At 65.8% G+C, this 22757-nt stretch carries 25 protein-coding genes and 1 tRNA gene; 20 read left to right on the top strand and 6 right to left on the bottom strand.

The genetic code is table 11. From position 1 onward, the window contains the following. Positions 1-130: 130 nt before the first annotated feature. Positions 131-697, top strand: a complete 567-nt coding sequence (locus E4P09_RS05190) for a GNAT family N-acetyltransferase (protein WP_137388472.1) — start codon at positions 131-133, stop codon at positions 695-697. On the opposite strand, the gene E4P09_RS05185 is transcribed toward E4P09_RS05190, so the two are convergent. From E4P09_RS05185 to tsaD, 5 genes are all read right to left on the bottom strand, one after another. Further along, the gene (locus E4P09_RS05185) at positions 675-1193 is read right to left on the bottom strand and encodes an arsenate reductase/protein-tyrosine-phosphatase family protein (protein ID WP_170984236.1); all 519 of its coding nucleotides are present in this window, start codon (positions 1191-1193) and stop codon (positions 675-677) included. The genes E4P09_RS05190 and E4P09_RS05185 overlap by 23 nt on opposite strands. A 234-nt stretch (positions 1194-1427) precedes the next feature. After that, positions 1428-1856: an EVE domain-containing protein gene (locus tag E4P09_RS05180; RefSeq protein WP_137388470.1), complete on the bottom strand. Its 429-nt coding sequence runs from the start codon at positions 1854-1856 to the stop codon at positions 1428-1430. A gap of 16 nt (positions 1857-1872) precedes the next feature. Beyond that, positions 1873-2169 (bottom strand): YciI family protein, encoded by a 297-nt coding sequence (locus E4P09_RS05175; protein WP_137388469.1) that lies wholly within the window; start codon positions 2167-2169, stop codon positions 1873-1875. Between the two features lie 15 nt (positions 2170-2184). Beyond that, positions 2185-3195, bottom strand: a complete 1011-nt coding sequence (locus tag E4P09_RS05170; RefSeq protein WP_137388468.1) for an NAD(P)H-dependent glycerol-3-phosphate dehydrogenase — start codon at positions 3193-3195, stop codon at positions 2185-2187. Between the two features lie 31 nt (positions 3196-3226). Then, positions 3227-4357 (bottom strand): tRNA (adenosine(37)-N6)-threonylcarbamoyltransferase complex transferase subunit TsaD, encoded by a 1131-nt coding sequence (gene tsaD / locus E4P09_RS05165; RefSeq protein ID WP_137388467.1) that lies wholly within the window; start codon positions 4355-4357, stop codon positions 3227-3229. A gap of 98 nt (positions 4358-4455) precedes the next feature. On the opposite strand from tsaD, the gene hemC reads away from it, so the two are divergent. The 5 genes from hemC to E4P09_RS05140 all read left to right on the top strand — a co-directional run bounded on the left by hemC (position 4456) and on the right by E4P09_RS05140 (position 9443). Then, positions 4456-5385, top strand: a complete 930-nt coding sequence (gene hemC / locus E4P09_RS05160; RefSeq protein ID WP_137388466.1) for a hydroxymethylbilane synthase — start codon at positions 4456-4458, stop codon at positions 5383-5385. Continuing rightward, positions 5291-6097: a uroporphyrinogen-III synthase gene (locus E4P09_RS05155; protein ID WP_338048987.1), complete on the top strand. Its 807-nt coding sequence runs from the start codon at positions 5291-5293 to the stop codon at positions 6095-6097. The genes hemC and E4P09_RS05155 overlap by 95 nt, the downstream gene beginning before the upstream one ends. Positions 6098-6147: 50 nt before the next feature. Continuing rightward, the gene (locus tag E4P09_RS05150) at positions 6148-7578 is read left to right on the top strand and encodes a hypothetical protein (protein WP_137388464.1); all 1431 of its coding nucleotides are present in this window, start codon (positions 6148-6150) and stop codon (positions 7576-7578) included. Positions 7579-7588: 10 nt separating this feature from the next. Next, positions 7589-9274 (top strand): heme biosynthesis protein HemY, encoded by a 1686-nt coding sequence (locus E4P09_RS05145; protein WP_137388463.1) that lies wholly within the window; start codon positions 7589-7591, stop codon positions 9272-9274. A 93-nt stretch (positions 9275-9367) separates the two neighbouring features. Beyond that, positions 9368-9443 (top strand) — tRNA-Thr (locus E4P09_RS05140). A 48-nt stretch (positions 9444-9491) separates the two neighbouring features. On the opposite strand, the gene E4P09_RS05135 is transcribed toward E4P09_RS05140, so the two are convergent. Beyond that, a complete protein-coding gene (locus E4P09_RS05135; RefSeq protein WP_170984234.1) occupies positions 9492-10058 on the bottom strand; it encodes an NADPH-dependent FMN reductase in 567 nt (188 codons plus the stop codon). Between the two features lie 133 nt (positions 10059-10191). Between E4P09_RS05135 and E4P09_RS05130 the strand changes: the two genes are divergently transcribed. The 14 genes from E4P09_RS05130 (at position 10192) to E4P09_RS05065 (ending at position 22756) form a co-directional block, all read left to right on the top strand. Continuing rightward, a complete protein-coding gene (locus E4P09_RS05130) occupies positions 10192-10659 on the top strand; it encodes a MarR family winged helix-turn-helix transcriptional regulator (RefSeq protein ID WP_239025028.1) in 468 nt (155 codons plus the stop codon). A 27-nt stretch (positions 10660-10686) separates the two neighbouring features. Then, positions 10687-11088 (top strand): DUF1398 domain-containing protein, encoded by a 402-nt coding sequence (locus E4P09_RS05125; protein ID WP_137388461.1) that lies wholly within the window; start codon positions 10687-10689, stop codon positions 11086-11088. A 174-nt stretch (positions 11089-11262) separates the two neighbouring features. Next, positions 11263-12357 carry an inositol-3-phosphate synthase gene (locus E4P09_RS05120; protein WP_137388460.1) on the top strand — a complete coding sequence of 365 codons (1095 nt, stop codon included), beginning with the start codon at positions 11263-11265 and terminating at the stop codon, positions 12355-12357. Between the two features lie 12 nt (positions 12358-12369). Continuing rightward, positions 12370-12969 (top strand): histidine phosphatase family protein, encoded by a 600-nt coding sequence (locus E4P09_RS05115; RefSeq protein ID WP_137388459.1) that lies wholly within the window; start codon positions 12370-12372, stop codon positions 12967-12969. Further along, positions 12966-14063 (top strand): CgeB family protein, encoded by a 1098-nt coding sequence (locus E4P09_RS05110; protein WP_137388458.1) that lies wholly within the window; start codon positions 12966-12968, stop codon positions 14061-14063. Before E4P09_RS05115 ends, E4P09_RS05110 begins: the two co-directional genes overlap by 4 nt. A 1-nt stretch (position 14064) precedes the next feature. Next, positions 14065-14883 carry a sugar phosphate nucleotidyltransferase gene (locus E4P09_RS05105; RefSeq protein ID WP_137388457.1) on the top strand — a complete coding sequence of 273 codons (819 nt, stop codon included), beginning with the start codon at positions 14065-14067 and terminating at the stop codon, positions 14881-14883. Continuing rightward, the gene (locus E4P09_RS05100; protein WP_137388456.1) at positions 14883-15650 is read left to right on the top strand and encodes a TIGR04290 family methyltransferase; all 768 of its coding nucleotides are present in this window, start codon (positions 14883-14885) and stop codon (positions 15648-15650) included. The genes E4P09_RS05105 and E4P09_RS05100 overlap by 1 nt, the downstream gene beginning before the upstream one ends. Next, on the top strand, positions 15647-16576 hold the full coding sequence (locus tag E4P09_RS05095) for a glycoside hydrolase 5 family protein (RefSeq protein ID WP_137388455.1): 930 nt from the start codon (positions 15647-15649) through the stop codon (positions 16574-16576). The genes E4P09_RS05100 and E4P09_RS05095 overlap by 4 nt, the downstream gene beginning before the upstream one ends. Positions 16577-16586: 10 nt before the next feature. Beyond that, complete coding sequence (locus E4P09_RS05090) at positions 16587-17450, top strand: PIG-L deacetylase family protein (RefSeq protein ID WP_137388454.1); 864 nt, start codon at positions 16587-16589, stop codon at positions 17448-17450. After that, positions 17447-18511 carry a glycosyltransferase family 4 protein gene (locus tag E4P09_RS05085; protein ID WP_137388453.1) on the top strand — a complete coding sequence of 355 codons (1065 nt, stop codon included), beginning with the start codon at positions 17447-17449 and terminating at the stop codon, positions 18509-18511. The genes E4P09_RS05090 and E4P09_RS05085 overlap by 4 nt, the downstream gene beginning before the upstream one ends. Next, the gene (locus tag E4P09_RS05080; RefSeq protein ID WP_137388452.1) at positions 18508-19524 is read left to right on the top strand and encodes a GNAT family N-acetyltransferase; all 1017 of its coding nucleotides are present in this window, start codon (positions 18508-18510) and stop codon (positions 19522-19524) included. Before E4P09_RS05085 ends, E4P09_RS05080 begins: the two co-directional genes overlap by 4 nt. Continuing rightward, positions 19511-20437, top strand: a complete 927-nt coding sequence (locus tag E4P09_RS05075; protein WP_137388451.1) for a class I SAM-dependent methyltransferase — start codon at positions 19511-19513, stop codon at positions 20435-20437. Before E4P09_RS05080 ends, E4P09_RS05075 begins: the two co-directional genes overlap by 14 nt. Before the next feature lie 28 nt (positions 20438-20465). Next, complete coding sequence (locus tag E4P09_RS05070) at positions 20466-21710, top strand: phosphopentomutase (protein ID WP_137388450.1); 1245 nt, start codon at positions 20466-20468, stop codon at positions 21708-21710. Beyond that, positions 21707-22756 (top strand): ATP-dependent DNA ligase, encoded by a 1050-nt coding sequence (locus E4P09_RS05065; protein WP_137388449.1) that lies wholly within the window; start codon positions 21707-21709, stop codon positions 22754-22756. Before E4P09_RS05070 ends, E4P09_RS05065 begins: the two co-directional genes overlap by 4 nt. Position 22757 lies beyond the last annotated feature (1 nt).

Below are 22757 nucleotides of genomic sequence, written 5' to 3'. Positions count from 1 at the left end.
CATATTGACGCAAAGGTAAGCTGTTCCTGCCGGGCATTCCCATTCGCCTTGAAATTGTGCACCGCAGCATCATATCCAGGCATGGCTTGGACCGAAACCCACGGGTCCACTGACGTCCACGACCTGCGCCATGAGTAAAGATAGGATCACATCCCAGCAATCGTCGAGGGTCTCGTATCGAAAGCTTGGGCTTCACGATGTTGGCCGACTGGCCGAGCACCTCAAGCGCTTGGACCCGGAGGCGAAGCATTTCCGCTTCGGGACGGCCGTTTCCGACCGGTTCCTGGAGGAGCATGCGCGCAAGGCGTTGCGATGGCCCGGCATTGTCGAGGGATGTTTCGTGGATGGCGAACTCCGCGGCACGGGCGAGCTACAGCCGACCCTGGATGGGCTCCCGCTCGAGGCAGAAGCCGCTTTTGCGGTCGAGAAGCCGTTCCGCGGCCGGGGCATCGGCACCGAATTGATGCGTCGGGCGATCGTCTCGGCGCAGAACCGCTATATCGAGACGATCTATACGATTTGCGCGCTGGAAAATCTCAGAATGCGCAGGCTGGCCCAGAAATATGGGGCGGAGCTGCGCATCGAGTACAATGAAGTGGCGGGTCGATTGCGGACCCCGCGGCCCACACCGACCAGCCTGTTGCAGGAGTGGGCTGCTGATACGCGCGCGCTGATCAGCAGCGCTCTTCGGCAGTGATCCTCGACAAGGCGCGATCTGGCTGCTGAGCGGGCAGTGGAATGGGCTCACGGGCGGTTGCCGCCCGGGCAGGCCTCAGGAAAACCGATTCCGCAAGCTGACGGATTTCGGCGAACAGGTCGAGGAATGCGGCCTTGCGACTCGAGCCGAGGCCGGCGCCGATCGGCCGGTCGAGCAGCGGCCAATGCAGCAAGCGCGAATCATCGTCCAAGGCTGCAAGCTCGGGCCTTTTCCGCTGGCCCAAATGGACGGCATAATGAAACTTCATAGGAGGCGGGCCGGCGAATTCCCGCCAGGATTTGGGCCGTAGTCCGCGGGCGCGGATGCCCGCTTGGGCGATGATGTCCAGAGCGTCGGGGTCGGCCGCCGCCGCCGGTTCGAATCCGGCGCTGAATGCCTTGAAGTGACGGCTGCCGGCGGCGTTGACGATGGCCTCTGCCATGAGGCTGCCGGCCGCGTTGTCATCGCACAAGAACAAAATGTTCCTCGGATTCATATCCTTCTCCTGACAAGCCCGCTTGCCGATAGCGCGCACCACTCGTCCCCTCAGTGCGGCGGGACCATACGCGACCAATGCTGCGGTAGTGTGAAACGTCCTGGGCGAAGATGCGTTCATAGGGCAGGTATTTCAACCCAGGATTGAATTCCCAATATGAGGCAGCTGCGGCGCCTGGTTGCACAGGAGTAAAATCGGAATGGAATCAGCGGGTTATCGGGTAGCGGCCAGGCATCACTGTGGTATCTTCGACACGCCACCCATGCGACAGATAAGCTCCCATTCGTCGGGCGTGACAGGCTGAACCGAGAGCCGGGCGTTCTTGACCAGCACCATGTCCCTCAGCCTCGGTTCCTTCTTGATGGCGTCGAGGCTGACCGGATTGGGAACGTCGCAAACCGCGACCACGTCCACGCATTGCCATGGGCCCTCGCTGGCCGTGTGGTCCGGATGGGCTTCGGCGCTTACCCGGACGATGCCGACGATGCTCTTTTGCTCGACCGAGTGATAGAAGAAGCCGAGATCGCCCACTTTCATGGACATCATGTTCTTCCGAGCCTGGAAGTTGCGCACGCCGGTCCAGGGTTCGCCGGCGGCGCCTTTGCGCTTCTGATCGTCCCACGACCAGGAGCTCGGTTCGGTCTTGAACAACCAGTATGCCATAGGGGTGGCCCTCCGCTCAGCCGAGCTTACCGTCGGTGATCACCCATTTCCAAGGCTTTACCTCCACTTCCGCGAAAACACCGGCGGGACCGTAAGGGTCGCCGGCGGCAATCTGGCGGGCCTCCTCGATCGTATCGGTCTCGACCACCAGCATGCTGCCGGTCATGGTCTTGCCGTCGTCCGCCATGAACGGTCCGGCCAGGCGCAGCTTGCTGCCGAGGCTGGTGAGATACTGGAGATGCGCGGGCCGGGCACCGTTGCGCTTTTCGGCTGAGTTCGGAACGTCGGTGCACAGGATGACGAAATGGGCCATGTCTCCCTCCCTTGACTAGCCAGGTTCAAACTCGGCCTTCAGCGGCCGATTGAACAGATCTTCGATCGCTTGCTGGACCGTGAGCCGTCCTTCCACGATGCCATGCACGGCGCGTGCGATCGGCATATCGATGCCGCGCTGCTCGGCCAGCTCCACGACGACCCCGGCCGTGTACACACCCTCGCTGACCGAGCGCCGCTCGCCCAGCACCTCGTCCACCGATCGGCCCTCGCCGATGGCATAGCCCAGCGACATATTGCGGGACTGCAAGCTGGAGCAGGTGAGGATGAGGTCACCAAGACCGGAGAGGCCAGCCAGCGTTTTGGCGTGGGCGCCGAAGCTGCGGCCGAATCGGGTGAGTTCGGCGAATGCGCGGGTCATGAGCGATGCCCTGGCGCTGTCGCCCAGCTTGCGGCCCTCAACGATGCCGCAGGCGATGGCGAGCACGTTCTTCACCGCTCCGCCGATCTGGGCGCCGATCAGATCGGTGCCGATGTAGGGGCGGAAGGTTGGGCCGGCCAGGGTCGCGGCCACGGCCAACGCCCTGTCATGGGTGCGGGCGGCGAGGGTGACAGCGGTGGGCAGGCCGCGGGCCACATCCGCGGCAAAGCTCGGGCCCGACAGAACCATGGGCTCGGCCTGCGGCAGGACCTCCGCCAGAACCTCCGTCATCAGCTTGTGCGTGCCGCGCTCCAGTCCCTTGGCGCAAATGGCGACAGGCGTGTCCGGTCCGACATGCGCAGCCATGTCCTGCCCTACCGACCGCAGGGCCTGGGCCGGGCAGACCAACAGAAGTATGTCGGCCTGCGCGGCTTCGGCGAGATCCCCGGTGGCCAGGATACCACGGTCGAGCGCGATGCCCGGCAGGAAGAGCGTGTTCTCGTGCTGTTTGTTGATAGCGTCGATCACCTCGGGCTCGCGCGCCCACAGAACCACATCGACACCCGCCTGGCGTGCCAGGCAGGCCAGCGCTGTCCCCCAGGCGCCGGCGCCTATAATGCCGATGCGTGCCACAGCTCCGCTCATCCGCTCGATCCGCTGTTAAAAATGCGCCATCCTAAGCTTTCACTCCCGCGCCAATGGCCGGCGCTGCGTGCGGGTCAAGCGGCCAGCGCGGCCGAGCATTGGTCGTGCCGGTGTCGAGCAGACCCCCCGCAAGGCGCTCGGCGCCGGCCCAGGCGATCATCACCGCATTATCGGTACACAGCCTCAATGGCGGAATGCTGACGGAGAAGCCGGCTTCGACGGCCGCGTCCAGCATGACCTGGCGCAGGACCGCATTCGCCGCGACCCCGCCGGCGACGACCACGGCCGGCTGCTCGACCTCGGGATAACGGGAGGTGAAGGCACGCATGGCATGCCGCAGGCGGTCGGCCACGCAGTCGGCAATTGCCGCCTGAAAGCTCGCGCAGATATCGGCAATGTCGCGATCAGAGAGTGGCATGGCTGCCTGCGCGGCGCGGCGGATGGCGGTCTTGAGCCCGGAGAAGGAGAAGTCGCAGCCTTCCCGTCCCACCATCGGTCTTGGGAAGGGGAATCGCTCGGGGTTGCCGGCCCGGGCACGGCGCTCAACCTCCGGGCCGCCAGGATAGCCAAGTCCCAGCAGCTTGGCGGTCTTGTCGAAGGCCTCACCCAGCGCATCGTCGATCGTGGTGCCGAGCCGGGCGTAGCGGCCGACATCCTCGACGATGACGAGCTGAGTGTGCCCGCCGGAGACGAGCAGCAGAAGATAAGGAAATGGCAGGCCGTCGGTCAGGCGTGCGGTGAGCGCATGGCCTTCCAGGTGGTTGATCGGCAGGACGGGCAGATCGTGCACCTGGCCGATGGCGCGCGCCATGGTCAGTCCGACCAGCAGCCCGCCGATAAGGCCGGGACCCGCGGTCGCGGCGATGCCGTCCAGGTCGGGGAAATCAAGGCCGCTTTTGTCCATCGCCTGCCGGACCAGCCGGTCGAGATGCGCGACATGAGCGCGCGCCGCAACCTCCGGCACCACGCCGCCGAAGGGCGCATGATCCTCGTTCTGAGACAGAATGAGGTCGGCCAGCACAGTTGCCGCGCCGCCCGGTTCGCGGCGGATCACGGCCGCGGCGGTCTCGTCGCACGAGCTCTCGATACCCAAGACAGTGAGCGAGCCGCCGCGGCCTCGCACGGCTTTTGCGGCGGCGGTCTCGACAGGCGGTATCGGCATCGGCATTGCGTTCACGGCCAGGATGCGCTTTCTCAAATCAAAGCGTTGTTTACAGACCAAAGTGTCGCTCACAGCCACTAGCATCGGAAACGGCACAGTTGCAAACCATTCCCATTCGTATCGGCACCCGTGGCAGCAGGCTCGCGCTGGTGCAAGCGGAGGAAACCAAGCGCCGGCTGATGCAGGCGCATGGTCTCACCGACGACGAGGTCAGCATCGTTCCGATCACCACCACCGGAGATCGAGTGAAGGACCGGCCGCTCGCCGCGATCGGCGGCAAGGGCTTGTTCACCAAGGAAATCGAAATTGCGCTGCTCGATGGCAGCATCGATCTCGCAATTCACTCCATGAAGGACATGCCTTCCGTTTTGCCGGACGGTCTCACCATTGGCGCGATGCTGCCCCGGGAAGACCCGCGGGATGCTTTCTTAAGCCCGGTAGCGCCGCGCATCCGCGACCTGCCGCATGGCGCGGTGATGGGATCGTCATCGGTGCGCCGGCGCGCTCAGATCAGCCGGCTGCGTCCGGACATAGAGATGGTCGAGTTCCGCGGCAATGTGGATACCCGCCTTGCCAAGCTCAGATCCGGCCTGGTGCACGCGACCTTGCTTGCGAGCGCCGGCCTGCGCCGCCTTGGGCTCGAGCGGGAGATCACGGCCCTCATCGAGCCGGAAGAGATGCTACCTGCGGTGGCGCAGGGCGCAATCGGCATCGAGATGCGCATTGGGGACGCGCGGATGGCCGAGCTGGTTGAGGCTCTCGATGACCGCCGCACCGCAACTGAGGTTGCCTGCGAGCGTGCCTTCCTGGCCCTCCTGGACGGCTCGTGCCGGACGCCGATCGCCGGCTTGTGCCGGCTGACGGCCGACGCGATTTCCTTCCGGGGCATGGTGCTGGCGCCGGATGGAAGCAGTGCATACGAAGTGGAGCGGCATGGTTCCGCCGCCGATGCGGTATCCCTCGGGCAGGACGCGGCACAGGAGATCCTGCGGGACGCGGGCAAGGCATTCTTCACGGAGGGCGGCTAGCATGCGCCTAGTCATTACCCGTCCGCGAAAGGATGCCGTCGCTTTGGCAGACCGTCTGGAACGATCGGGCCACAGTATCTTGATCGAACCGCTGCTCGATATCGTGCCCGCCTCGGCTCAAATACCCGATCTGCCCTACCAGGCCATTCTGTTGTCGAGCGCCCATGCGGCCCGGCAGCTCGCGGGCTTCGCTTTCCTGCACGGGATTCCGGTGCTGACGGTCGGCGAGAAAACGGCGGCTGCCGCCTCTGGATCCGGCTTTCGCAACGTGACGGCGGCAGGCGGGGATGCGGGCTCGCTTCTTTCGCTCGCCGGTGACCGTCTTTCGCCGGAGAAGGGGCCGGTGCTCTATGCATCGGGCAAGCATATCGCCCGCGACCTCAAGTCGGATCTCGAGGCCCGGGGCTTCGGGGTGGTGCAGCGCGTGGTCTATGAAGCGCGCCCCGCGGACCGTCTTTCGGAGGGCGTGGCTGCCGCCCTGTCGCGACACGAGTTGGACGGGGCGGTGCTCTTGTCCGCGCGCACGGCGCGAATCTGGTGTTCTCTCGTTAGCCAAGCCGGACTTGCCGAGCGGCTTGTCGGCGTTACCCATTTCTGCCTTTCGAACGCGGTTGCCGAGGCGGTCGGCTGCGGGTGCACTGTGCCGTTGCGCGTTATTGTTGCTGCAGCACCCAGCGTGGACAGTATTATGAACCGGATCAACGCGGTCTGAGCAGCGATTGCTGACAGCCAACATCCCTTCGGGGCGGATTCGAGAGAGCGATGGCATATAACGACGAGCGCGATAGCAAAGGCGGCCAGGACCGGCCGGGCCGTCGGCCGCCGGTGATCGATCTCAGGGCGACGGAGATCAAGCCCGACAAGCCTGCGGCTGCGGCCGCGAGCAGCTCCGAGGATGCCGAGCCCGAAGCTTCGATCGGTGTCAAGGCCGGGCCGCAGCCGGACGATGCCGCCGCAGCTCAGCCGACGGCGACGGGAGACAAGCCGGCTGAAACGACGGAGGGCAATGTCGGTGCCGGCGAAGAGGATCTGGCGGGAGGCGACGGCTCGCCGCCGCCGGAGGCAGGGGAGGATGGCGATGCCCGCGTCCGCCAATGGCTGCGCGGGGGCATTGCCGCCCTGCTCTTCACCGCCGGCCTGCTCGGCGGCATCCTGCTCTATCGCACGTATGGGAACGACTATTTCCCGAGCCCGCAAATTCAGGACATGCTGGCACGTCTGCCCGCCCTCGAACAAGCCGCCCGCGACAACCGGAACCGGCTGGATACGTTTTCGGAGGCGCTGGAATCCCTGAAGGCCCGGGTCACGACGGTGGAGGAAGCGGCGACGGGCCTGCGACAGGACGTCAATGACGTGCGTGCCAGGGTCGACGATGCGCGCGCGCTGGCGCAGCGGCTGGATAGTGCGTTGACCGAGCTGCGCGAGAGCGGCGCGTCCGCGTCGCCGGCCAATGCCGATGCGATTGCCGAGCTGCGCCAGGCGACAGAAGCGGCGGCGGCAAGGCTCCAGACCGTGGAGTCGGAGCTCGGCATGCTGCGGCAAGCGCAGAACGACACCGGTGCGGCGGGCCAGAGCCTGAGCCAACTGACCCAGCGCTTGGAGGCCTTGGAACACACCCTGCAGACCAGGCTGCAAGCCGAGCAGCAACGGGAGGCAGAACGCGCCGCCGCCGCGACGGCGATCGCCGCTTCCCTCGACTCTCTGCGCAGCAAGCTTGCCAATGGCGAGCCGTTCCGAAACGACTTCGATTCGCTACGGAATCGGATCGGCGGCTCCCCGGAACTCGAGCGGCTCGAGCCCTATGCGGATCAAGGCGTGCCCACGCACCAAACCCTGCAGCAGCGCTTTGCCACTATTCGCCAGAACCTGGAACAGGCTGCCGCGCGATCAGAACCTGAACCGGCTTCCGGCACCTGGGATGCCCTTGTGCATCGGTTGAGGAGCATCGTGCAGGTCCGCCCGGTGGACGAAGTCGACTGGCTCGAGGTGACCGGGCGCATGCAGCCCTATGTCGGTGCGGGTGACTATGCCGCCGCCATGCGGATCGCGCAGGCAGCCGGTGCCGCGCCACCTCCGGCTTTGGCGGATTGGATGCAGGCGGCTCGCGCGCGCAGCGACGCCGACGAAGCGCTCGCGCGCGTAACCAGCCAGGCGCTGGAGCAGATCCAGACCATGTCCGGAAGCATGAACTGAGGGCGTCTTCATGTGGCCAATCATCTTCCGGTTCATCATCATCGCGCTGATCGCTGCCGGAATAGCTTGGCTTGCGGATCGCCCCGGCACGTTGAACATCGTCTGGCTGGGCTATCACATCCAGATGCCAATGATCGCCGCGGTTTTCTGCCTGCTGGCGCTCATGGCCGCCATTGCCCTTCTGTGGTCTCTGCTGCGAAGGCTGGTGTTTGCTCCTGCCGCTGTATCGGACTTCTTTGGGCACCGGCGGCGGCGCAAGGGTCATCGCGCCTTGAGCCGCGGCATCATCGCGATCGGTGCAGGCGATCTTCATGGGGCGCAACGGCAGGCGCAGATCGCAGCCCGCAACCTTCCGGACGAGCCGCTGGTCAAGCTGCTGCAGGCGCAGACGGCTCAGCTCGAAGGGAATGCCACCAGCGTACGTCAGATCTTCGAAGGCATGCTGCGCAATCGCGAAACGGAGCTTTTGGGCCTGCGGGGTCTCTTCAACCAGGCGCGCCAGGCGGGCAACCTTGCGGAAGCGCGGCGGCTTGCCGAACGCGCGGCCCGTATCAAGCCGGACCTGCCCTGGGCATCCAACGCCATGCTGGCCGTGCATTCCGCCCAGCAGGACTGGCCGGGCGTGGTGACCTTGATCGAGAATCAACGCCGGGCCGGGCTCATCTCGACAGCCGAAGCCCAGCGCAAGCGCGCGGTTGCCGAGACGGCCGAAGCCATGGCGCTCGAGCCCAGCAACGAGGACGAGGCGCTGCGGCTCGCCACCAAGGCGCATAAGGATGCGCCCGAGCTGGTGCCGGCGGTTCTGGTTGCAGCGCGGCTTCTGGCTCAGCGCGGCAGCGTGCGCAAGGCCATGCGCATGATCGAGAAGACCTGGGGTTACAATCCCCATCGCGACCTTGCCGAGGCTTACGCGCATGTGCGGCCGGGGGATTCCGCTCAGGATAGACTGAGGCGGGTGCGCCTGCTGATCGGCCAGAAGGCGGGCGGCGAGGAGGGCGCCGTGGCATTGGCGCGGGCCGCCATCGAGGCACGGGACTTTGGAAGCGCGCGCGAGGCGCTGGCGCCCTATCTCGACCATCATCCCAGCGCCGGCATTTGCCTGCTGATGGCCGAGATCGAAAGGCTGGAGCACGATGACCGCGGCAAGGAGCGCGAGTGGCTGGCGCGGGCGGTTTCGGCGCCGCGCGACCCTGCTTGGACTGCGGATGGCCATGTGTCCGAGGTCTGGCTGCCGGTCTCGCCGGTGACCGGCGAGCTGGATGCCTTCGTGTGGAAACGGCCGGTCGAGGGTATCGGACCAACCTTGCCGGCGGAGGAAGCGGCCGCCCGGCCCGCGGAAGCCATCGAGCATTCACCTTCGGAGGAAGCGGCTTCGGCGGCCTCGCCCACCGCAACGGCGGGTGCTTCGTCGCCACCTCCCGCACCAGCAGACCCAGGGCGGCCCGAGCCGGCCACGGAGGAGAGGCCGGCAAAATCGGTCGTGGTTGCGGCCGTCCCCTCGCCCGCGTCGGCCGTGGTGCCGCCACCGGTCGTCATTCCCTACCCGGATCTTGGCGAACTCACACCGGAGGTGGTCGCCAAGGGCCAGTCCGGCATGGAAAAACAGCCGGATGACCCCGGTCCCGAGCCGGACGGCGAGACCGATGCCGACGAGAAGCGGCAGCCGGAGTGGTTGGGCAGCACCTTGCCGCGATAATCGCCTGTTGATCATCGCGAGCGGGTTGCCATTTCATGGTCGAGGGAGTATCTGTCGGGTCCTCCGACCCGTTCAGGGCGTGTTTGATTTTGGGCCGCCTTAGCTCAGCCGGTAGAGCGGCGCATTCGTAATGCGTAGGTCGCGTGTTCGAGTCACGCAGGCGGCACCATTTCCCTGAGCAGCAGACAGCGCGTGCGACGTTGCTTCGCGTGCGGCCTCACGGCTTTGCCGCGGCCAGCGGCCTCGGCATGAATCGCAAGCCGTGCAGACGGCGTGCGGCGTCCAAGACGCTCGAGGTATAGGCCGCAAGGTCGTCTGCGGTGTTCCCAGTCAGCTCGCCTTGTTCGAAGGAGGCGGACGAGAGATAGAGGCTCGGCAGCAGGATTGCGCCGAACCACGACAGGATCGGGTGCAAGTCGGCCTCGACGGCGAGAAAATGATGGTGCGTCGCACCCATCGCGACTATGGCCACCGGCTTGGCTTCAAAGGCCTCCACGGGCAAGAGATCGAGAAAATTCTTCAGGCTGCCGGGCGCGCTCGCTCGGTAGACCGGCGAAAAGATGATGACCGCGTTGGCCGCTACAACGGTCTCGATGGCCTCGCGGACCTGATCGGACAGGCGATCCCATGGTGTAGCGCCGGCAAACGGCAGGCTGATTTCCGCCAGATCGATCACGGTGGCATGGGCACCATCCGCAGGCCAGATGCGTTCAGTCACCGCGCGCATGGCTTTGGCCAGTCGGCCAGCAGGCGCCGCCGTGCCATAAATCAAAACGATATTCATTCGGCACTCCCGCGTTCTCAAAGGTACCCGGCAAGGGGCAATCGCTCGGACGAGTGTAGGACGAACGGCAACCGGCGTCTCGAACGCAAAACAGTTGACAAGGAAATGATTAAATGGTTTCCTAGGAAACGACATGGTGGTGATGTCGATGACGCAGATCAGCCCTCTGGAGTCCCATCTCGGCTACTGGTTGCGCTTCGTTTCGAACCAGGTGTCGCACGCATTCCGGCGAAAAGTCGCGTCCCAAGGGGTGACCGTGGCCGAATGGGTGGTCCTGCGCGAGCTTTATGACGAGGAGCAGCTGGTGCCGAGCGCGATTGCCGAGCGGCTCGGGATGACGCGAGGCGCGATCTCGAAGCTGGTCGACAGGCTCGAAGCGAAGACCCTGGTCAGCCGCTCCGCAGGAAAAACCGACCGTCGCTTCCAGGCGGTGGCGCTCACGGAAGCGGGGCGGCGCCTGGTGCCGGTCCTTGCCGCGCTGGCCGACCAGAACGATGCCGAATTCTTTGGCCACCTGGATCAGAGTGAACGGACGACGATCGAGCGGGTGATGCGCGACATCGTCAGACGGCAGGGCCTGCGGGCCGTTCCTGTGGACTGAGTTCCGAATACGACCAGGAGGAGCGAAATGGAGGAGGCTACCAAAGCCGTGGTTCGCCACTGCACGGAAGGCTCAGACAGCGGCCGGCTCAATTTCGGCGATGTGGTGAAGGCTCTCGCCGCGGCTGGTGTAGAGCGCTACCACGCCGACCTGGTCCGGGCCGAAAAGACCTACTACATGCCGGACGACACCTCGGAAGTGGTTCCGTGCCACGCGGCAAATACGGCCGCCCCAGCGACCTTCTCCGGCGCTGCAGTCGAGGCAGCCATCCGTGATGTTCAGGCAGGGGCGATCGACTACCTCACATTCTGCAGCCGGATCGCGGCGGCGGGGTGCACCGGCTATTTCGTCTCGCTGCTCGGAAAGCGGGCGGTCTACTATGGCCGGACCGGCGACAGCCACGTCGAGTTCTTTCCAGACGGACGGTGATCTCGCCCTCCTGCAGGCACGCGGCCTGCCTTAAGCCGCGTGGAACTAATTCAGCAACATACGCTTTTCCCTGGCGGGGCGCGATGCCGCTCTGCGAAGGCTCATGTGGTGCTGCCTTGGGCAGGACACGTGCGGTCTGCCGCGTGGCAGTCGCCTCGCTGACGGGAGAAGGGTATGGAAACTGCTGCTGTTCGCTCTCCGAAAGTGAGGGTTGGCATCGTTGGAGTCGGCAACTGCGCCTCTTCGTTCGTCCAGGGTCTTACATATTATGCGGACGCCCGCGACAACGTTCCCATTCCGGGCCTGAGCCGCGCGGATATCGGCGGCTATCGCGTACGGGACATCGAAGTCGCCTCGGCTTTCGACGTGAATGCCGGCAAAGTCGGCCGCGATGTAGCGGAGGCAATCTTCGTTGCGCCGAACAACACCGAGAAATTTGCCGAGGTGAAGCCTCTGGGGGTGACTGTGCGGCGTGGCCCGACGCTCGACGGGCTTGGCCGCTATATCCGCGACGAGGTGCCGGAATCGAAGGAACCGGTGGCCGACGTGGCCCAGGTGCTGCGGGATTCGGGCACCCATGTGGTGGTGTGCTACCTGCCGGTGGGCTCCCAGAAGGCGACGGAGTTCTATGCAGAGCAGGCGCTGAGTGCCGGCTGCGCGTTCGTGAACTGCATCCCCGTGTTCGTCGCGTCCAATCCCGACTGGCAGCGCCGCTTCGAGGAACGTGGACTTCCCATTATCGGGGACGACATCAAGAGCCAGGTGGGCGCCACCATCGTGCATCGGGTGCTGGCCAATCTGTTCCGCGAGCGCGGCGTGCGGCTCGACCGCACCTACCAGCTCAATTTCGGCGGCAATACGGATTTCCGCAACATGCTGGAGCGGGAGCGACTCGAGTCCAAGAAGATCTCGAAGACCCGGGCGGTCACCAGCCAATTCGACGTGCCCATGTCGCCGGAGAATATCCATGTGGGGCCTAGCGATCACGTGCCGTGGCTCACGGACCGGAAATGGGCCTATATCCGCATGGAGGGCACCGCCTTCGGCGGGGTGCCGCTCAATCTCGAGCTGAAGCTGGAGGTGTGGGACTCGCCCAATTCCGCCGGCATCGTGGTAGATGCGGTGCGGTGTGCCAAGCTCGGCCTCGACCGCCGCGTGGGCGGCGCTCTGGTCGGGCCTTCCAGCTATTTCATGAAATCCCCACCCCAGCAGTTCACGGACGAGGAGGCACGCGCTCGCGTGCTGGCCTTCATCGAAGGCGAGGCGTGACGGGAAGGCGGCGTGTCGACAGTCATATTCCTGGTGAGGCATGCGGCGCATGGATCGCTCCATCACAGATTGGTCGGTCGCATGGGACAGGTGAGCCTTTCCGAGGAAGGCCGCGTTCAGGCCGCCGCCTTGGGCCGCCGATTGGCGGACGAGGGCCTCGATTTCGTCGAGTCGAGCCCCCGCCTGCGCGCGATGGAGACGGCGGAAGCCATCGCTCACGCAGCATCGGTTCCCGTTCAGCCGGTGGAAGCGCTGGATGAGATCGATATGGGGGCATGGACCGGCAAGACCTTCGACGAGCTTGCGGCCGATCCCCACTGGGTTGCCTGGAACGAGCGGCGTAGCGCCACCAAGCCACCGGGCGGTGAAAGCATGCTGGAGGCGCAGGCCCGGATCAGCACCCATATTCACCGTCTCGCCGCGAACCATCCCGGGGGGCGGGTTGCGCTGGTCAGCCATGGGGACGTGATCCGCAGCGCGCTTCTGCACCTCATGATGATGCCTATCGATGCCTATGACCGCATCGAGATCGATGCAGGTTCGATCAGCACCGTGGTGGTTGGCGCGTGGGGGGCCAAAGTGCTCGCGCTCAACGAGAAGGTCCTCCCATGAACATCGTCATCTTCGGACTGACCATCAGCTCGTCCTGGGGCAACGGCCACGCCACTCTGTGGCGCGGGTTGTGCCGTGCCTTGCACGCCCATGGACACCGCGTGGTGTTCTTCGAACGCGACGTGCCGTATTACGCCCATAACCGCGACCTGTGGGAACTGCCGGGCGGCGCGCTGATCCTGTACCAGGACTGGGCGGAGATCAGCGGGCGTGCCAAGCGCGAATTGGCGCTGGCGGATGCGGCGATCGTCACATCTTACTGCCCAGATGCGCTGGCCGCGGGTGATATGCTGCTCGATGCCCGACGGCCGCTGCACGTGTTCTATGATCTCGACACGCCGGTGACCCTTGCGAATTTGGGCCAGGGTGAGCCGGTGGCCTATATCGGCCCGCGGGAGCTCCGCGACTTCGACCTCGTGCTCAGCTATACCGGCGGCGCGGCGCTGCAGGAGCTGCAATCGCGCCTCGGCGCACGGCGGGTGGCGCCGCTCTATGGGCATGTGGACCCGGAGGTGCATTGTCCGGCGCAGCCGGTGGAGGCCTACCGGGCGGACCTGTCCTATATCGGCACCTATGCGGCCGACCGCCAGCAGACGCTGGGCAAGCTGCTCATCGAGCCGGCGCGCCAGCGGCCACATCACCGGTTCCTGATTGCCGGTGCGCAGTATCCAATCGATTTCCCCTGGACCGACAACATCTATTTCGTGCGCCATCTACCGCCATCGGAGCACCCGGCGTTCTTCGCGTCCTCCCGGTTGACTCTGAATGTCACTCGCCGCGCCATGGCCGACATGGGCTGGTGTCCCTCCGGCCGGTTGTTCGAGGCCGCCGCTTGCGGAGCTCCGCTCATCTCCGACACCTGGGACGGGCTCGGCGATTTCTTCACGCCGGGCCGCGAGATCCTGGTGGCTGAACGGGCCGAGGACGTAACGGCAGCTCTCGACCTTTCCGATGCGGAGCTTGCGCGTATGGCGACTGACGCCCGGGAGCGCGTGCTTGCGGAACACACCTCGGAACGGCGAGCCCGCGAGCTGGTTGCATTGCTGGGCGAGCGTCCATCCGAGGCGCGCCAGCAGCTTTCAATGGAGGCTTAAGATGTGGGGCATCATTCCCGCTGCCGGACGAGGCAGCCGCATTCAGCCTCTCGCCTTTTCCAAGGAACTCTTGCCCGTGGGCAGTCGCATGGATGGCGGAACGGAGCGGCCATGCGCGGTGAGCGAGTATCTGGTGGAGCGGATGATCCGGGCCGGTGCGGACAAGATCTGCTTCGTCATCTCGCCGGGGAAGACCGACATCATCGAATATTACGGCAGCGCCTATGGACCGGCGACCATCGCCTATGTGGTACAGCCGCAAGCGACGGGCTTATGTGACTCGATCTTTCGAGCCACACCGCTGCTGGCGCCGGATGAGCCGGTGGTGATCGGGCTGCCGGACACAGTGTGGTTCCCGGAGGCGGCGCTGACGGACCTTCCGGATGATGCGCTCTCGTTCCTCCTCTTTCCGGTCGAGAAGCCCGAGCTGTTCGACGCGGTGCGGCTGGACGAGCATGGCAACGTGCTGGAAATCCAGGTGAAGCGGCCGGATGCCTCATCCAACTGGATCTGGGGCGCGTTCAAGATGCCCGGGCGCATCCTGCACGAGCTCAAGGCGCTGTGGCTGGAGCGCGAGGCCCAAGACGAATTCATCGGCACACTCGTCAACGAATACATCGCCCGGGGTGGCCGCGCGATCGGGGTCAAGGCCGGCCGCTCCTATGTGGATGTGGGGACGTTCAATGGCTACCGCTCGGCGATGACCCTCCTGCGCCGCACGGGCGCTCATCGTATGGCGCGGCGGGGACGTGGTCTGGTGCGGGCGCCTGCCGCCATTCCCGCCGGCGCGGCGGAGGAGAGGAGCAGGGAGAGACTGTGATGGGCGTGCGGGAGCTGACCACGGCCGAAATCCAGGAGCGGGCGCGGGCGCTGGGGCCATGGTTCCACAATATCGATCTGAAGGGCGTGCATACGGCGCCGGATCACTTCCTTGGCGATTATCCCAATGTGAAGTGGCGCCAGTTCGGCAGTGCCATCCCGGCGGATCTTGCCGGCAAGACGGTGCTCGATATCGGCTGCAACGGCGGCTTCTATTCGATCGAAATGAAGCGGCGCGGGGCGGACCGGGTGGTCGGCATCGATTTCGACCCGGACTACCTCGCTCAGGCGCGGTTCGCCGCCGAGGTGCATGGGCTCGATATCGAATTTCGCCAGCTGTCGGTCTATGATGTCGGCGCGCTCGGCGAGCGGTTCGACATCGTGCTGTTCATGGGCGTGCTCTATCATTTGCGGCATCCGCTGCTGGCGCTGGATCTGATCCACGAGCATGTGGCCGGGGATCTCCTGGTGTTCCAGTCCATGCAGCGGGGCAGCCGGGAGATCGAGCCGGTCGAGGTGAACTATCCTTTCTCCGCCACCGATCATTTTCACCGGCCCAGCTATCCCAAGCTGTATTTCATCGAGCATTCCTATGCCGATGATCCCACCAATTGGTGGGTACCCAATGCCGCCTGCGCAGAAGCGATGCTGCGCAGCGCCGGCTTTGCCATCGAGGATCATCCGGAAGAGGAGGTCTTTATCTGCCGCCGCGTTGAAGCGCCCCACGGGGCCGGAGCCGTTTACCCAGCGAGGAACCCGCAGACATGATCGAAGCCGCAATGATCTGGAACGAGCCCAACAACAAGTCGCATTGGGACCCGGAAATCGATCCCGACTGGAGCCGTTTCGGTGAAATGGCCGTGCTGGCAGGCCAGGCCATCCGCGCTGAGGCACCCGGAGTAATGCGTGTACTGGGCGGCATTTCTCCGATCGACCCGCTGTTCATCCAGAACATGACCGGCAAGGGTGTGCTCGACCATGTGGACGTGGTGGCGGTGCATGGCTTCCCACTCGATTGGAACCTTTGGCAGATCCACGAATGGCCGGCCAAGATCGACGAGATCCGGGCGGTGACCAAACTGCCCGTCTGGGTGACGGAAGTCGGCATCTCCACCTTCGGTGCCGAGGAAGTGCAGGTCTGGGGTCTGAGGCGCACCGCGGAGCTGCTGGTCGGCAAGACCGAGCGCATCCACTGGTATAGCTTGTATGACCTGCCGCAAGCCTGGGGTGCGACCACCCGGCACAAGGAGGCGGAAGGTTCCTCCTACTACCGCCACTTCTACATGGGAATCCTGCGTGAGGACGGCTCGCCCAAGCCGGCGCTGGAAACTTTCGGCGACTTCACCCCGGATCTCGGTATCTGCCAGTGGTTCCATTTCGAGGACCATCGGCTGGATGAAGCGGTTGCCTGGATGAAGCGGCTGGGGGTTCGGCATCTGCGCACAGGGCTCTCTTGGGCGGACAGCTTCAGGCCCAATGCCCTGGCCTGGTTCGATCGGCAGATGGAGGCGCTGGCCGATTTCGACGTGACCTTGACCTTCTGCTTCACGCCGGAGCACCGGGGAATTGCGCCCCACCATACCAGCGCGCCGCTGGTGCCGGAGGAATTTGCCGAGTTCTGCGCGGCCATGATCCGGCGCTACGTGAACGGCACGGCGCGGGACTGGCAGCCGCGCGCGGCGGCGGTGGGGTAGGGCCGGCGTGATGTCGGGCGCAGCGCGCATTGTGGATGATGAGGCGGACCCCATTGCCGCGCAGGATTTTCTTGAGGTCATTGCGGATCCGCGGGCGATCATCAATGCGCGGCATGTGGCTGTGATTACGGCCCATCCAGATGACGAGACCATCGGCTGCGGTGCGTTACTCGCCCGCCTGCGCGGGGTCACGGCGATCGTTGCAACCGATGGCGCGCCGCGGAAAGACTCGGGTGCCAAAGCGCATGGCTTTGCCTCGGCCGAGGCCTATGCGGCGGCGCGGGCGCGGGAGCTCGACCGGGCGCTCGGGCTGGCCAAAGTCGATGTGGCTGATGTGGTGCGACTGGGTATTCCGGACCAGCAGGCGGCGCTTTCACTGGCGGCGCTGTCGCGGACGCTGGCAGGGGTGCTCCGCGCGCGTCAAATCACGCTGATGCTGACCCATGCCTATGAGGGCGGCCATCCCGATCATGATGCCACCGCCTTCGCCGTCCATGCGGCGGCGGCGCTGATGCGACGAGAGGGGTGGGAGTTGGGGATCATCGAAATGCCTCTCTACCACCTCGGCGAGAATGGCATGGTGGTGCAGCGCTTCCCCGATGGCCCGGAAGGGCTGACGATCTCGCTGGATGACGAGACGCGTGTCCTGAAAGGCCGTATGGTTGCGGCGCATCAGACCCAGGCGCGGATGCTGTCGCAATTCCCGTGCGAACAGGAACGGTTCCGGTGGGCGCCGGCCTATGATTTTCGGCACCTGCCGAACCGGGGCCGCCTGCTCTATGAGGATCATGACTGGGGCATGACCGGGGCGCGCTGGCTGGTGCTGGCGGCCGAAGCCCTGGCGGACCTGGGTCTGGAGGGCGCGCCGGCATGAGCCTCACCGTGCTCAGCGTCGCCTATCCGTTCGCGCCGGTCAGCCGGGACGCAGTGGGCGGCGCCGAGCAGGTGCTCAGCCATCTGGATGAAGCGCTCTCTGCGGCGGGATGCCGGTCGATCGTGGTCGCGTGCGAAGGATCACGGGCGTCCGGCGTGCTCATGCCAGTGTCGGCCTTTACAGATCCCGCTGACGAGCAGACGCGGGGCCAAGCCTATGAGGCGCAGCGCCGTGCCGTTGCTCTGGCCCTGCGGCGCTGGCCGGTGGATCTCATCCACATGCATGGACTGGACTTCTCGAACTATCTACCGCCGCCAGGCTTGCCGGTGCTGGTGACGCTGCACATGCCCATATCGTGGTATCCGGCGGAAGCGCTGCGGCCCTTGCGGCCGGACACGTGGTTCAACTGCGTCTCCCGCCAGCAGCACGAGGCTTGTCCGCGCGTGCCGGGCCTGCTGGCGCCGATCGAAAATGGGGTGCCGATTCCTGATGCCGTGACCGCGTCGGCCAAGAGCGGCTTCTGCCTAGTGCTGTCGCGGATCTGTCCAGAGAAGGGCATCCACGTGGCGATTGAGGCGGCGAAGCGGGCCAATGTCTCGCTGCTGATCGCGGGTCAGGTGTTCGACTATCCCGATCACCGCCGCTATTTCGAGGAGGAGGTGGTGCCGCGGCTCGACCATCGGCGGCGATTCATCGGGCCGGTCGGCTTTGCGCAGAAGCAGCGGCTGCTGGCGGCGGCTCGCTGCGTGCTCGTTCCCTCGCTGGCGCCGGAGACGAGTTCGCTGGTGGCGCGGGAGGCCTTGGCCGCCGGCACGCCGGTGGTGGCCATGGGCACGGGCGCGCTTGCCGAGACGGTGGAACACGGCCGCACCGGATTTCTCGTGCGGGACGAGCAGGAGATGGCGGCGGCCATCGGGGGCGTGGCGGAAATCGATCCGGCAGTCTGCCGGGCAGTGGCCGAGGCACGGTTCTCGGTGGAGCAAATGGTCGCGCGCTATCTCGACCTCTATCGGCGGCTTGCCCGTTCGGAGCCGGCGGCTGCGGCCGGGAGCGTACCATGACCATTGCCGTGGCGGACCATCGGAGAGATGCCGAGTTACCAGGGCTGGTTGCGGAGTGGCGCGCGCTTTGGGAGCGGGTTCCCACGGCCACGCCGTTTCAGCATCCGGACTGGCTCGTGACCTGGTGGGAGGTGTTCGCGCCCGGCGATCTGTTCGTGGTGACGGCGCGGTGGGGTGATCGACTTGTCGGCATGGCGCCGCTCTACCGCGAGGTGGGGCCGCTCGGGAAGCGGCTGCTGCCCCTTGGCATTTCGGTGAGCGACTATCTCGACCTGCTTGTCGATCCCGCCTGTGCGGAGGCTGGGTCCTCGGCACTGGTCAGCCACATCCTGCGCTCGGACCTGAGCTGGCACGAATGGGAACTGCCGGAATTGCTGTCCGGCGCAGCTGGTCTTTCTCTGGCACGTCCTTCCGGCATGCAGGACGAAACCGTCGCCCAGAGCATCTGCCCGGTACTGAGCCTGCCGGCCAGTGTGGAGGCGCTGGCGAAGGTCATACCTCCCCGCAAGCGGCGCAAGCTGCGCATGGCGAGAAATCGGGCGCGCCGCCGCGGCCCGGTTGCCATCGAGCGGATCGGGTCGGAGGACACGGATGACGCATTCGCCGCCTTGCTTGAATTCCATCGCGCCCGCTGGCATCACCACGGTGAGACCGCTGTGCTCGCCAATGCCCGTGCGCGGGAATTCCATCGCATGGCCATGCGGCGGCTCAACGAGGCGGGTATTGCCCGGATCTACCGTCTGAGCATCACTGGTGCGACCGCCGGCATCTATTACGGATTCTTGCGTGGGCGACATGCCTATGCCTATCTCGGCGGCTTCAACCCCGATTTCGCCTTCGAGAGCCCGGGCACGCTGCTGATCGGCCATGCCATCGAGCAGGCGGTGCGCGACGGGGCCGAGCGCTTCCATTTCCTGCGCGGCGACGAGCCTTACAAGTTCGAATGGGGCGCGGCGGAGCAGTGGACGCAGCGGCGCGTCTTCCGCCGGGTTGACGCCCATGTCCACGCGTGAGGTGACAAGAGAGGTTAGCGAGCCGGTGCGCACCGTGCTGCAGGCCTGTGCGGAGGGGCGGATCGGGCCGAACCTGCTGCTGATGCAGCTGTTCTTGTGGGCCGAAACGCCGGAGCTTGCGCGTGGCGTTTTGGAGGATGCGCTCTCGGCTGCCGTTCCAGCGGATCAGCGTTGCAACCTGATCGCGGCGCTCCGGCTGTGGGAGAGCACACCCGGAGCCTATCATACGGTGAAAGCCGTGCAGGCGACCGAGCAGGCGGGCAAGGGAACGGCCGGGTGGGCCAGCGCTTTCGATCGTGCCGCGGTGCTCTCCCCCGAGGCGAGCGTCGCGCTTTACTCGCTCGGGCGGGCCGATATTCTCGATGCTGCGACCACCGAGGTGGTGGATCTGCTCAGATCGTGGCGTCTGCTCGGGCCAGACCGGGCCGTGCTCGAAATCGGCTGTGGCATCGGCCGCTTTCTCCGTGCGCTCGCGAGCGAGATGGGGTGTGTTGTAGGGCTGGACATCTCGCCACACATGGTGGCCGAAGCGCGGCGGCGCTGCGCTGGGCTCGGCAACGTCACCGTGGTGCAGGGCGAGCGGCAGGGTCTCGGCATATTCGCGGATGGGCGGTTCGACGTGGTGCTGGCGGTGGACAGCTTCCCGTATGTCGTTGATGCCGGTTCCGATCTGGCGCGGGCGCATGTGACGGAAGCGGCCCGGGTGCTGAGACCCGGCGGTTCGCTGGTGATCTTCAACTATTCCTATCGCGGCGATGATGGGCGCGATCGTGCAGAGCTCGAAGCGCTTGGCCGGGAGAACGGGTTCGGGCTGAACGTGGCCGGGGAGCGCCTGTTGCGGCTGTGGGATGGGGCTGCCTATTGGCTGCAGCGGTCGGGTGGCGAGGAACGCCAGCCGCCGCGCGGACGTTGAGCTTAGGCTTGAGCAGAAGGACGTGCCCATGCCCCGGGCTATCATCCTCGTTCTGGATTCGGTCGGGATTGGCTCGGCCCCCGATGCGGCCGCCTATGGCGATGCGGGGGCGAACACGATCGGCCACATTGCCGAGGGTTGCGCCCGTGGGGCGGGTGACGTGGCAGGGGGCCGGCAAGGGCCCCTCGCCCTGCCCAATCTCGATGCCATGGGGCTAGGCCGGGCCTGCGCGATGGCGACCGGGACCTGCCCGCCCGGGCTTTCGGCGAATGGCCGGCCGCGCGGCCGTTACGGCTTTGGGGTGGAGCGGTCCAAGGGCAAGGACACGCCTTCGGGCCACTGGGAGATCGCCGGCGTGCCGGTGCCGTTCGATTGGGGCTATTTCCCGCGCACGTCGCCCTGCTTTCCGCCCGAGCTGGTGGCGGAGCTGTGTCGCCGGGCGGAGCTTCCCGGCATTCTTGGCGATTGTCATGCGTCGGGCACCGCCATCATTGCCTCGCTCGGCGAGGAGCACATGCGTACGGGCAAGCCCATCTGCTACACCTCCGCCGACAGCGTGTTCCAAATCGCCGCCCACGAGGAGAGCTTCGGGCTCGACCGGCTCTACCGGGTGTGCGAAATCGCCCAGCCCCTGACGGAAGCGCTGGGGATCGGGCGGGTAATCGCGCGGCCCTTCGTCGGCTCCTCGCGCGCTAATTTCGAACGCACCGGCAACCGCCGGGACTATGCAGTGAAGCCGCCGCTCCCGACAGTGTTAGACATTGCCACGGCGGAAGGGCGCAATGTTATCTCGGTGGGCAAGATCGGCGACATCTTTGCCCATTCCGGCACCGGCCGGGTGCTGAAGGCGAGCGGGAATGCCGCCTTGTTCGATCGGACCCTGGAGGGGCTGGCGCAACTTCACGATGGCGGCCTCATGTTCACGAATTTCGTGGATTTCGACACGGTCTATGGCCATCGCCGCGACCTGCCGGGCTATGCGACCGCGCTGGAAGCCTTCGATCAGCGGCTGCCGGCGCTGACGGAGCGGCTTGACGACGGCGACCTCCTGGTGATCACGGCTGACCATGGCTGTGATCCGACCTGGCCGGGCACCGACCATACCCGTGAGCTGACGCCCATCCTGCTCTATGGGCATTCGGCTGCTGCTGGCAGCCTCGGCCGACGCGACACCTTCGCGGATATCGCCGCGGCCGTTTGCCTGCATTTGGATCTGCCGCGGCCGAACGCGGGCCGAGCAGAGGGAATGCTGAAGCCGGATCGGCGGCCATGACCGGCCTTGCCGACCTCGCCGTTCCGGTCACCACCGTTCCGATGGAAGCGGCCTCGGTTGACGCGCTGCCGGAGGAAGCGGGCTGGCAGTTCGAGCCGAAATGGGACGGGTTTCGCTGCCTGGCGTTCCGCGCCGGGAGTGAGGTTGAGTTGAGGGCGAAATCAGGCAAGCCTTTGGGACGCTATTTCCCCGAGGTGGTCGCCATGCTGCGGCCGCTTCCGGCAGACAGGTTCGTGCTCGACGGCGAGCTGGCGGTGCCACTGGACGACAGCCTGTCCTTCGACGCGCTGCAGATGCGGCTGCACCCGGCGGAAAGCCGCATCCGCAGGCTCTCCGCCGAGACGCCCGCCATCTATATCCTGTTCGACATGCTGTTGGGCGCCGATGGGCGCTCGCTGATGGACGAGCGGTTGCCGGCGCGGCGGGCGGCGCTCGAAGCCTTCTTCGAGGCGGCCGGGAAGCAGGATGGATTGCGCCTCTCGCCCTATAGTCGTGAGGTCAGTGCGGCGCGGGAATGGCTGGAGAAGGCGGGCGGCGCATTGGATGGGGTGGTGGCGAAGCGGCTGGATGGCCCGTATGAGCCCGGCGAGCGGACCATGCTCAAGGTCAAGCGCCTGCGCAGTGCCGATTGTGTGGTGGGCGGCTTCCGCTACGGCCAGAACTCGGATCAGGTCGGTTCCCTCCTGCTGGGACTCTATGACGATGCCGGCCGGCTCAACCATGTAGGCTTCACCGCGACGATATCCAATGCGGAGCGGCCGGCCCTGACCAAGCGCTTGGAAAAGCTGGTCGCGCCGCCGGGCTTTACCGGGGATGCGCCGGGAGGGCCTAGCCGGTGGAGCACCGAGCGTTCGGCGGAATGGCAGCCGCTCAAGCCTGAGCTTGTGGTGGAGGTGCGGTATGACCACGTGACCGGCAACCGGTTCCGGCACGGCACCAAGCTGTTGCGCTGGCGGCCGGACAAGGCGCCGCGCCAATGCACCTTCGACCAGCTGCAACAGGAAGCAAGGCCCGCGGCGCTGGTGGGCAAAATGCTGGGAGGCTAGG

Source organism: Rhodoligotrophos defluvii (genome assembly GCF_005281615.1).
GTDB classification, from domain to species: Bacteria; Pseudomonadota; Alphaproteobacteria; order Rhizobiales; family Im1; genus Rhodoligotrophos; species Rhodoligotrophos defluvii.
The sequence above is the reverse complement of the archived record's forward strand: the minus strand, read 5'-3'. Positions and strand labels throughout refer to the sequence as shown.

Excerpts from the sequence above, each read along its gene's own strand:
- E4P09_RS05190 (WP_137388472.1), top strand. The coding sequence starts at position 131 with ATGAGTAAAGATAGGATCACATCCCAGCAATCGTCGAGGGTCTCGTAT.
- E4P09_RS05185 (WP_170984236.1), bottom strand. The coding sequence starts at position 1,193 with ATGAATCCGAGGAACATTTTGTTCTTGTGCGATGACAACGCGGCCGGC.
- E4P09_RS05180 (WP_137388470.1), bottom strand. The coding sequence starts at position 1,856 with ATGGCATACTGGTTGTTCAAGACCGAACCGAGCTCCTGGTCGTGGGAC.
- E4P09_RS05175 (WP_137388469.1), bottom strand. The coding sequence starts at position 2,169 with ATGGCCCATTTCGTCATCCTGTGCACCGACGTTCCGAACTCAGCCGAA.
- E4P09_RS05170 (WP_137388468.1), bottom strand. The coding sequence starts at position 3,195 with ATGAGCGGAGCTGTGGCACGCATCGGCATTATAGGCGCCGGCGCCTGG.
- tsaD (WP_137388467.1), bottom strand. The coding sequence starts at position 4,357 with ATGCCGATACCGCCTGTCGAGACCGCCGCCGCAAAAGCCGTGCGAGGC.
- E4P09_RS05155 (WP_338048987.1), top strand. The coding sequence starts at position 5,291 with ATGGTTCCGCCGCCGATGCGGTATCCCTCGGGCAGGACGCGGCACAGG.
- E4P09_RS05150 (WP_137388464.1), top strand. The coding sequence starts at position 6,148 with ATGGCATATAACGACGAGCGCGATAGCAAAGGCGGCCAGGACCGGCCG.
- E4P09_RS05145 (WP_137388463.1), top strand. The coding sequence starts at position 7,589 with ATGTGGCCAATCATCTTCCGGTTCATCATCATCGCGCTGATCGCTGCC.
- E4P09_RS05135 (WP_170984234.1), bottom strand. The coding sequence starts at position 10,058 with ATGAATATCGTTTTGATTTATGGCACGGCGGCGCCTGCTGGCCGACTG.
- E4P09_RS05130 (WP_239025028.1), top strand. The coding sequence starts at position 10,192 with ATGGTGGTGATGTCGATGACGCAGATCAGCCCTCTGGAGTCCCATCTC.
- E4P09_RS05125 (WP_137388461.1), top strand. The coding sequence starts at position 10,687 with ATGGAGGAGGCTACCAAAGCCGTGGTTCGCCACTGCACGGAAGGCTCA.
- E4P09_RS05120 (WP_137388460.1), top strand. The coding sequence starts at position 11,263 with ATGGAAACTGCTGCTGTTCGCTCTCCGAAAGTGAGGGTTGGCATCGTT.
- E4P09_RS05110 (WP_137388458.1), top strand. The coding sequence starts at position 12,966 with ATGAACATCGTCATCTTCGGACTGACCATCAGCTCGTCCTGGGGCAAC.
- E4P09_RS05105 (WP_137388457.1), top strand. The coding sequence starts at position 14,065 with ATGTGGGGCATCATTCCCGCTGCCGGACGAGGCAGCCGCATTCAGCCT.
- E4P09_RS05100 (WP_137388456.1), top strand. The coding sequence starts at position 14,883 with ATGGGCGTGCGGGAGCTGACCACGGCCGAAATCCAGGAGCGGGCGCGG.
- E4P09_RS05095 (WP_137388455.1), top strand. The coding sequence starts at position 15,647 with ATGATCGAAGCCGCAATGATCTGGAACGAGCCCAACAACAAGTCGCAT.
- E4P09_RS05090 (WP_137388454.1), top strand. The coding sequence starts at position 16,587 with ATGTCGGGCGCAGCGCGCATTGTGGATGATGAGGCGGACCCCATTGCC.
- E4P09_RS05085 (WP_137388453.1), top strand. The coding sequence starts at position 17,447 with ATGAGCCTCACCGTGCTCAGCGTCGCCTATCCGTTCGCGCCGGTCAGC.
- E4P09_RS05080 (WP_137388452.1), top strand. The coding sequence starts at position 18,508 with ATGACCATTGCCGTGGCGGACCATCGGAGAGATGCCGAGTTACCAGGG.
- E4P09_RS05075 (WP_137388451.1), top strand. The coding sequence starts at position 19,511 with ATGTCCACGCGTGAGGTGACAAGAGAGGTTAGCGAGCCGGTGCGCACC.
- E4P09_RS05070 (WP_137388450.1), top strand. The coding sequence starts at position 20,466 with ATGCCCCGGGCTATCATCCTCGTTCTGGATTCGGTCGGGATTGGCTCG.
- E4P09_RS05065 (WP_137388449.1), top strand. The coding sequence starts at position 21,707 with ATGACCGGCCTTGCCGACCTCGCCGTTCCGGTCACCACCGTTCCGATG.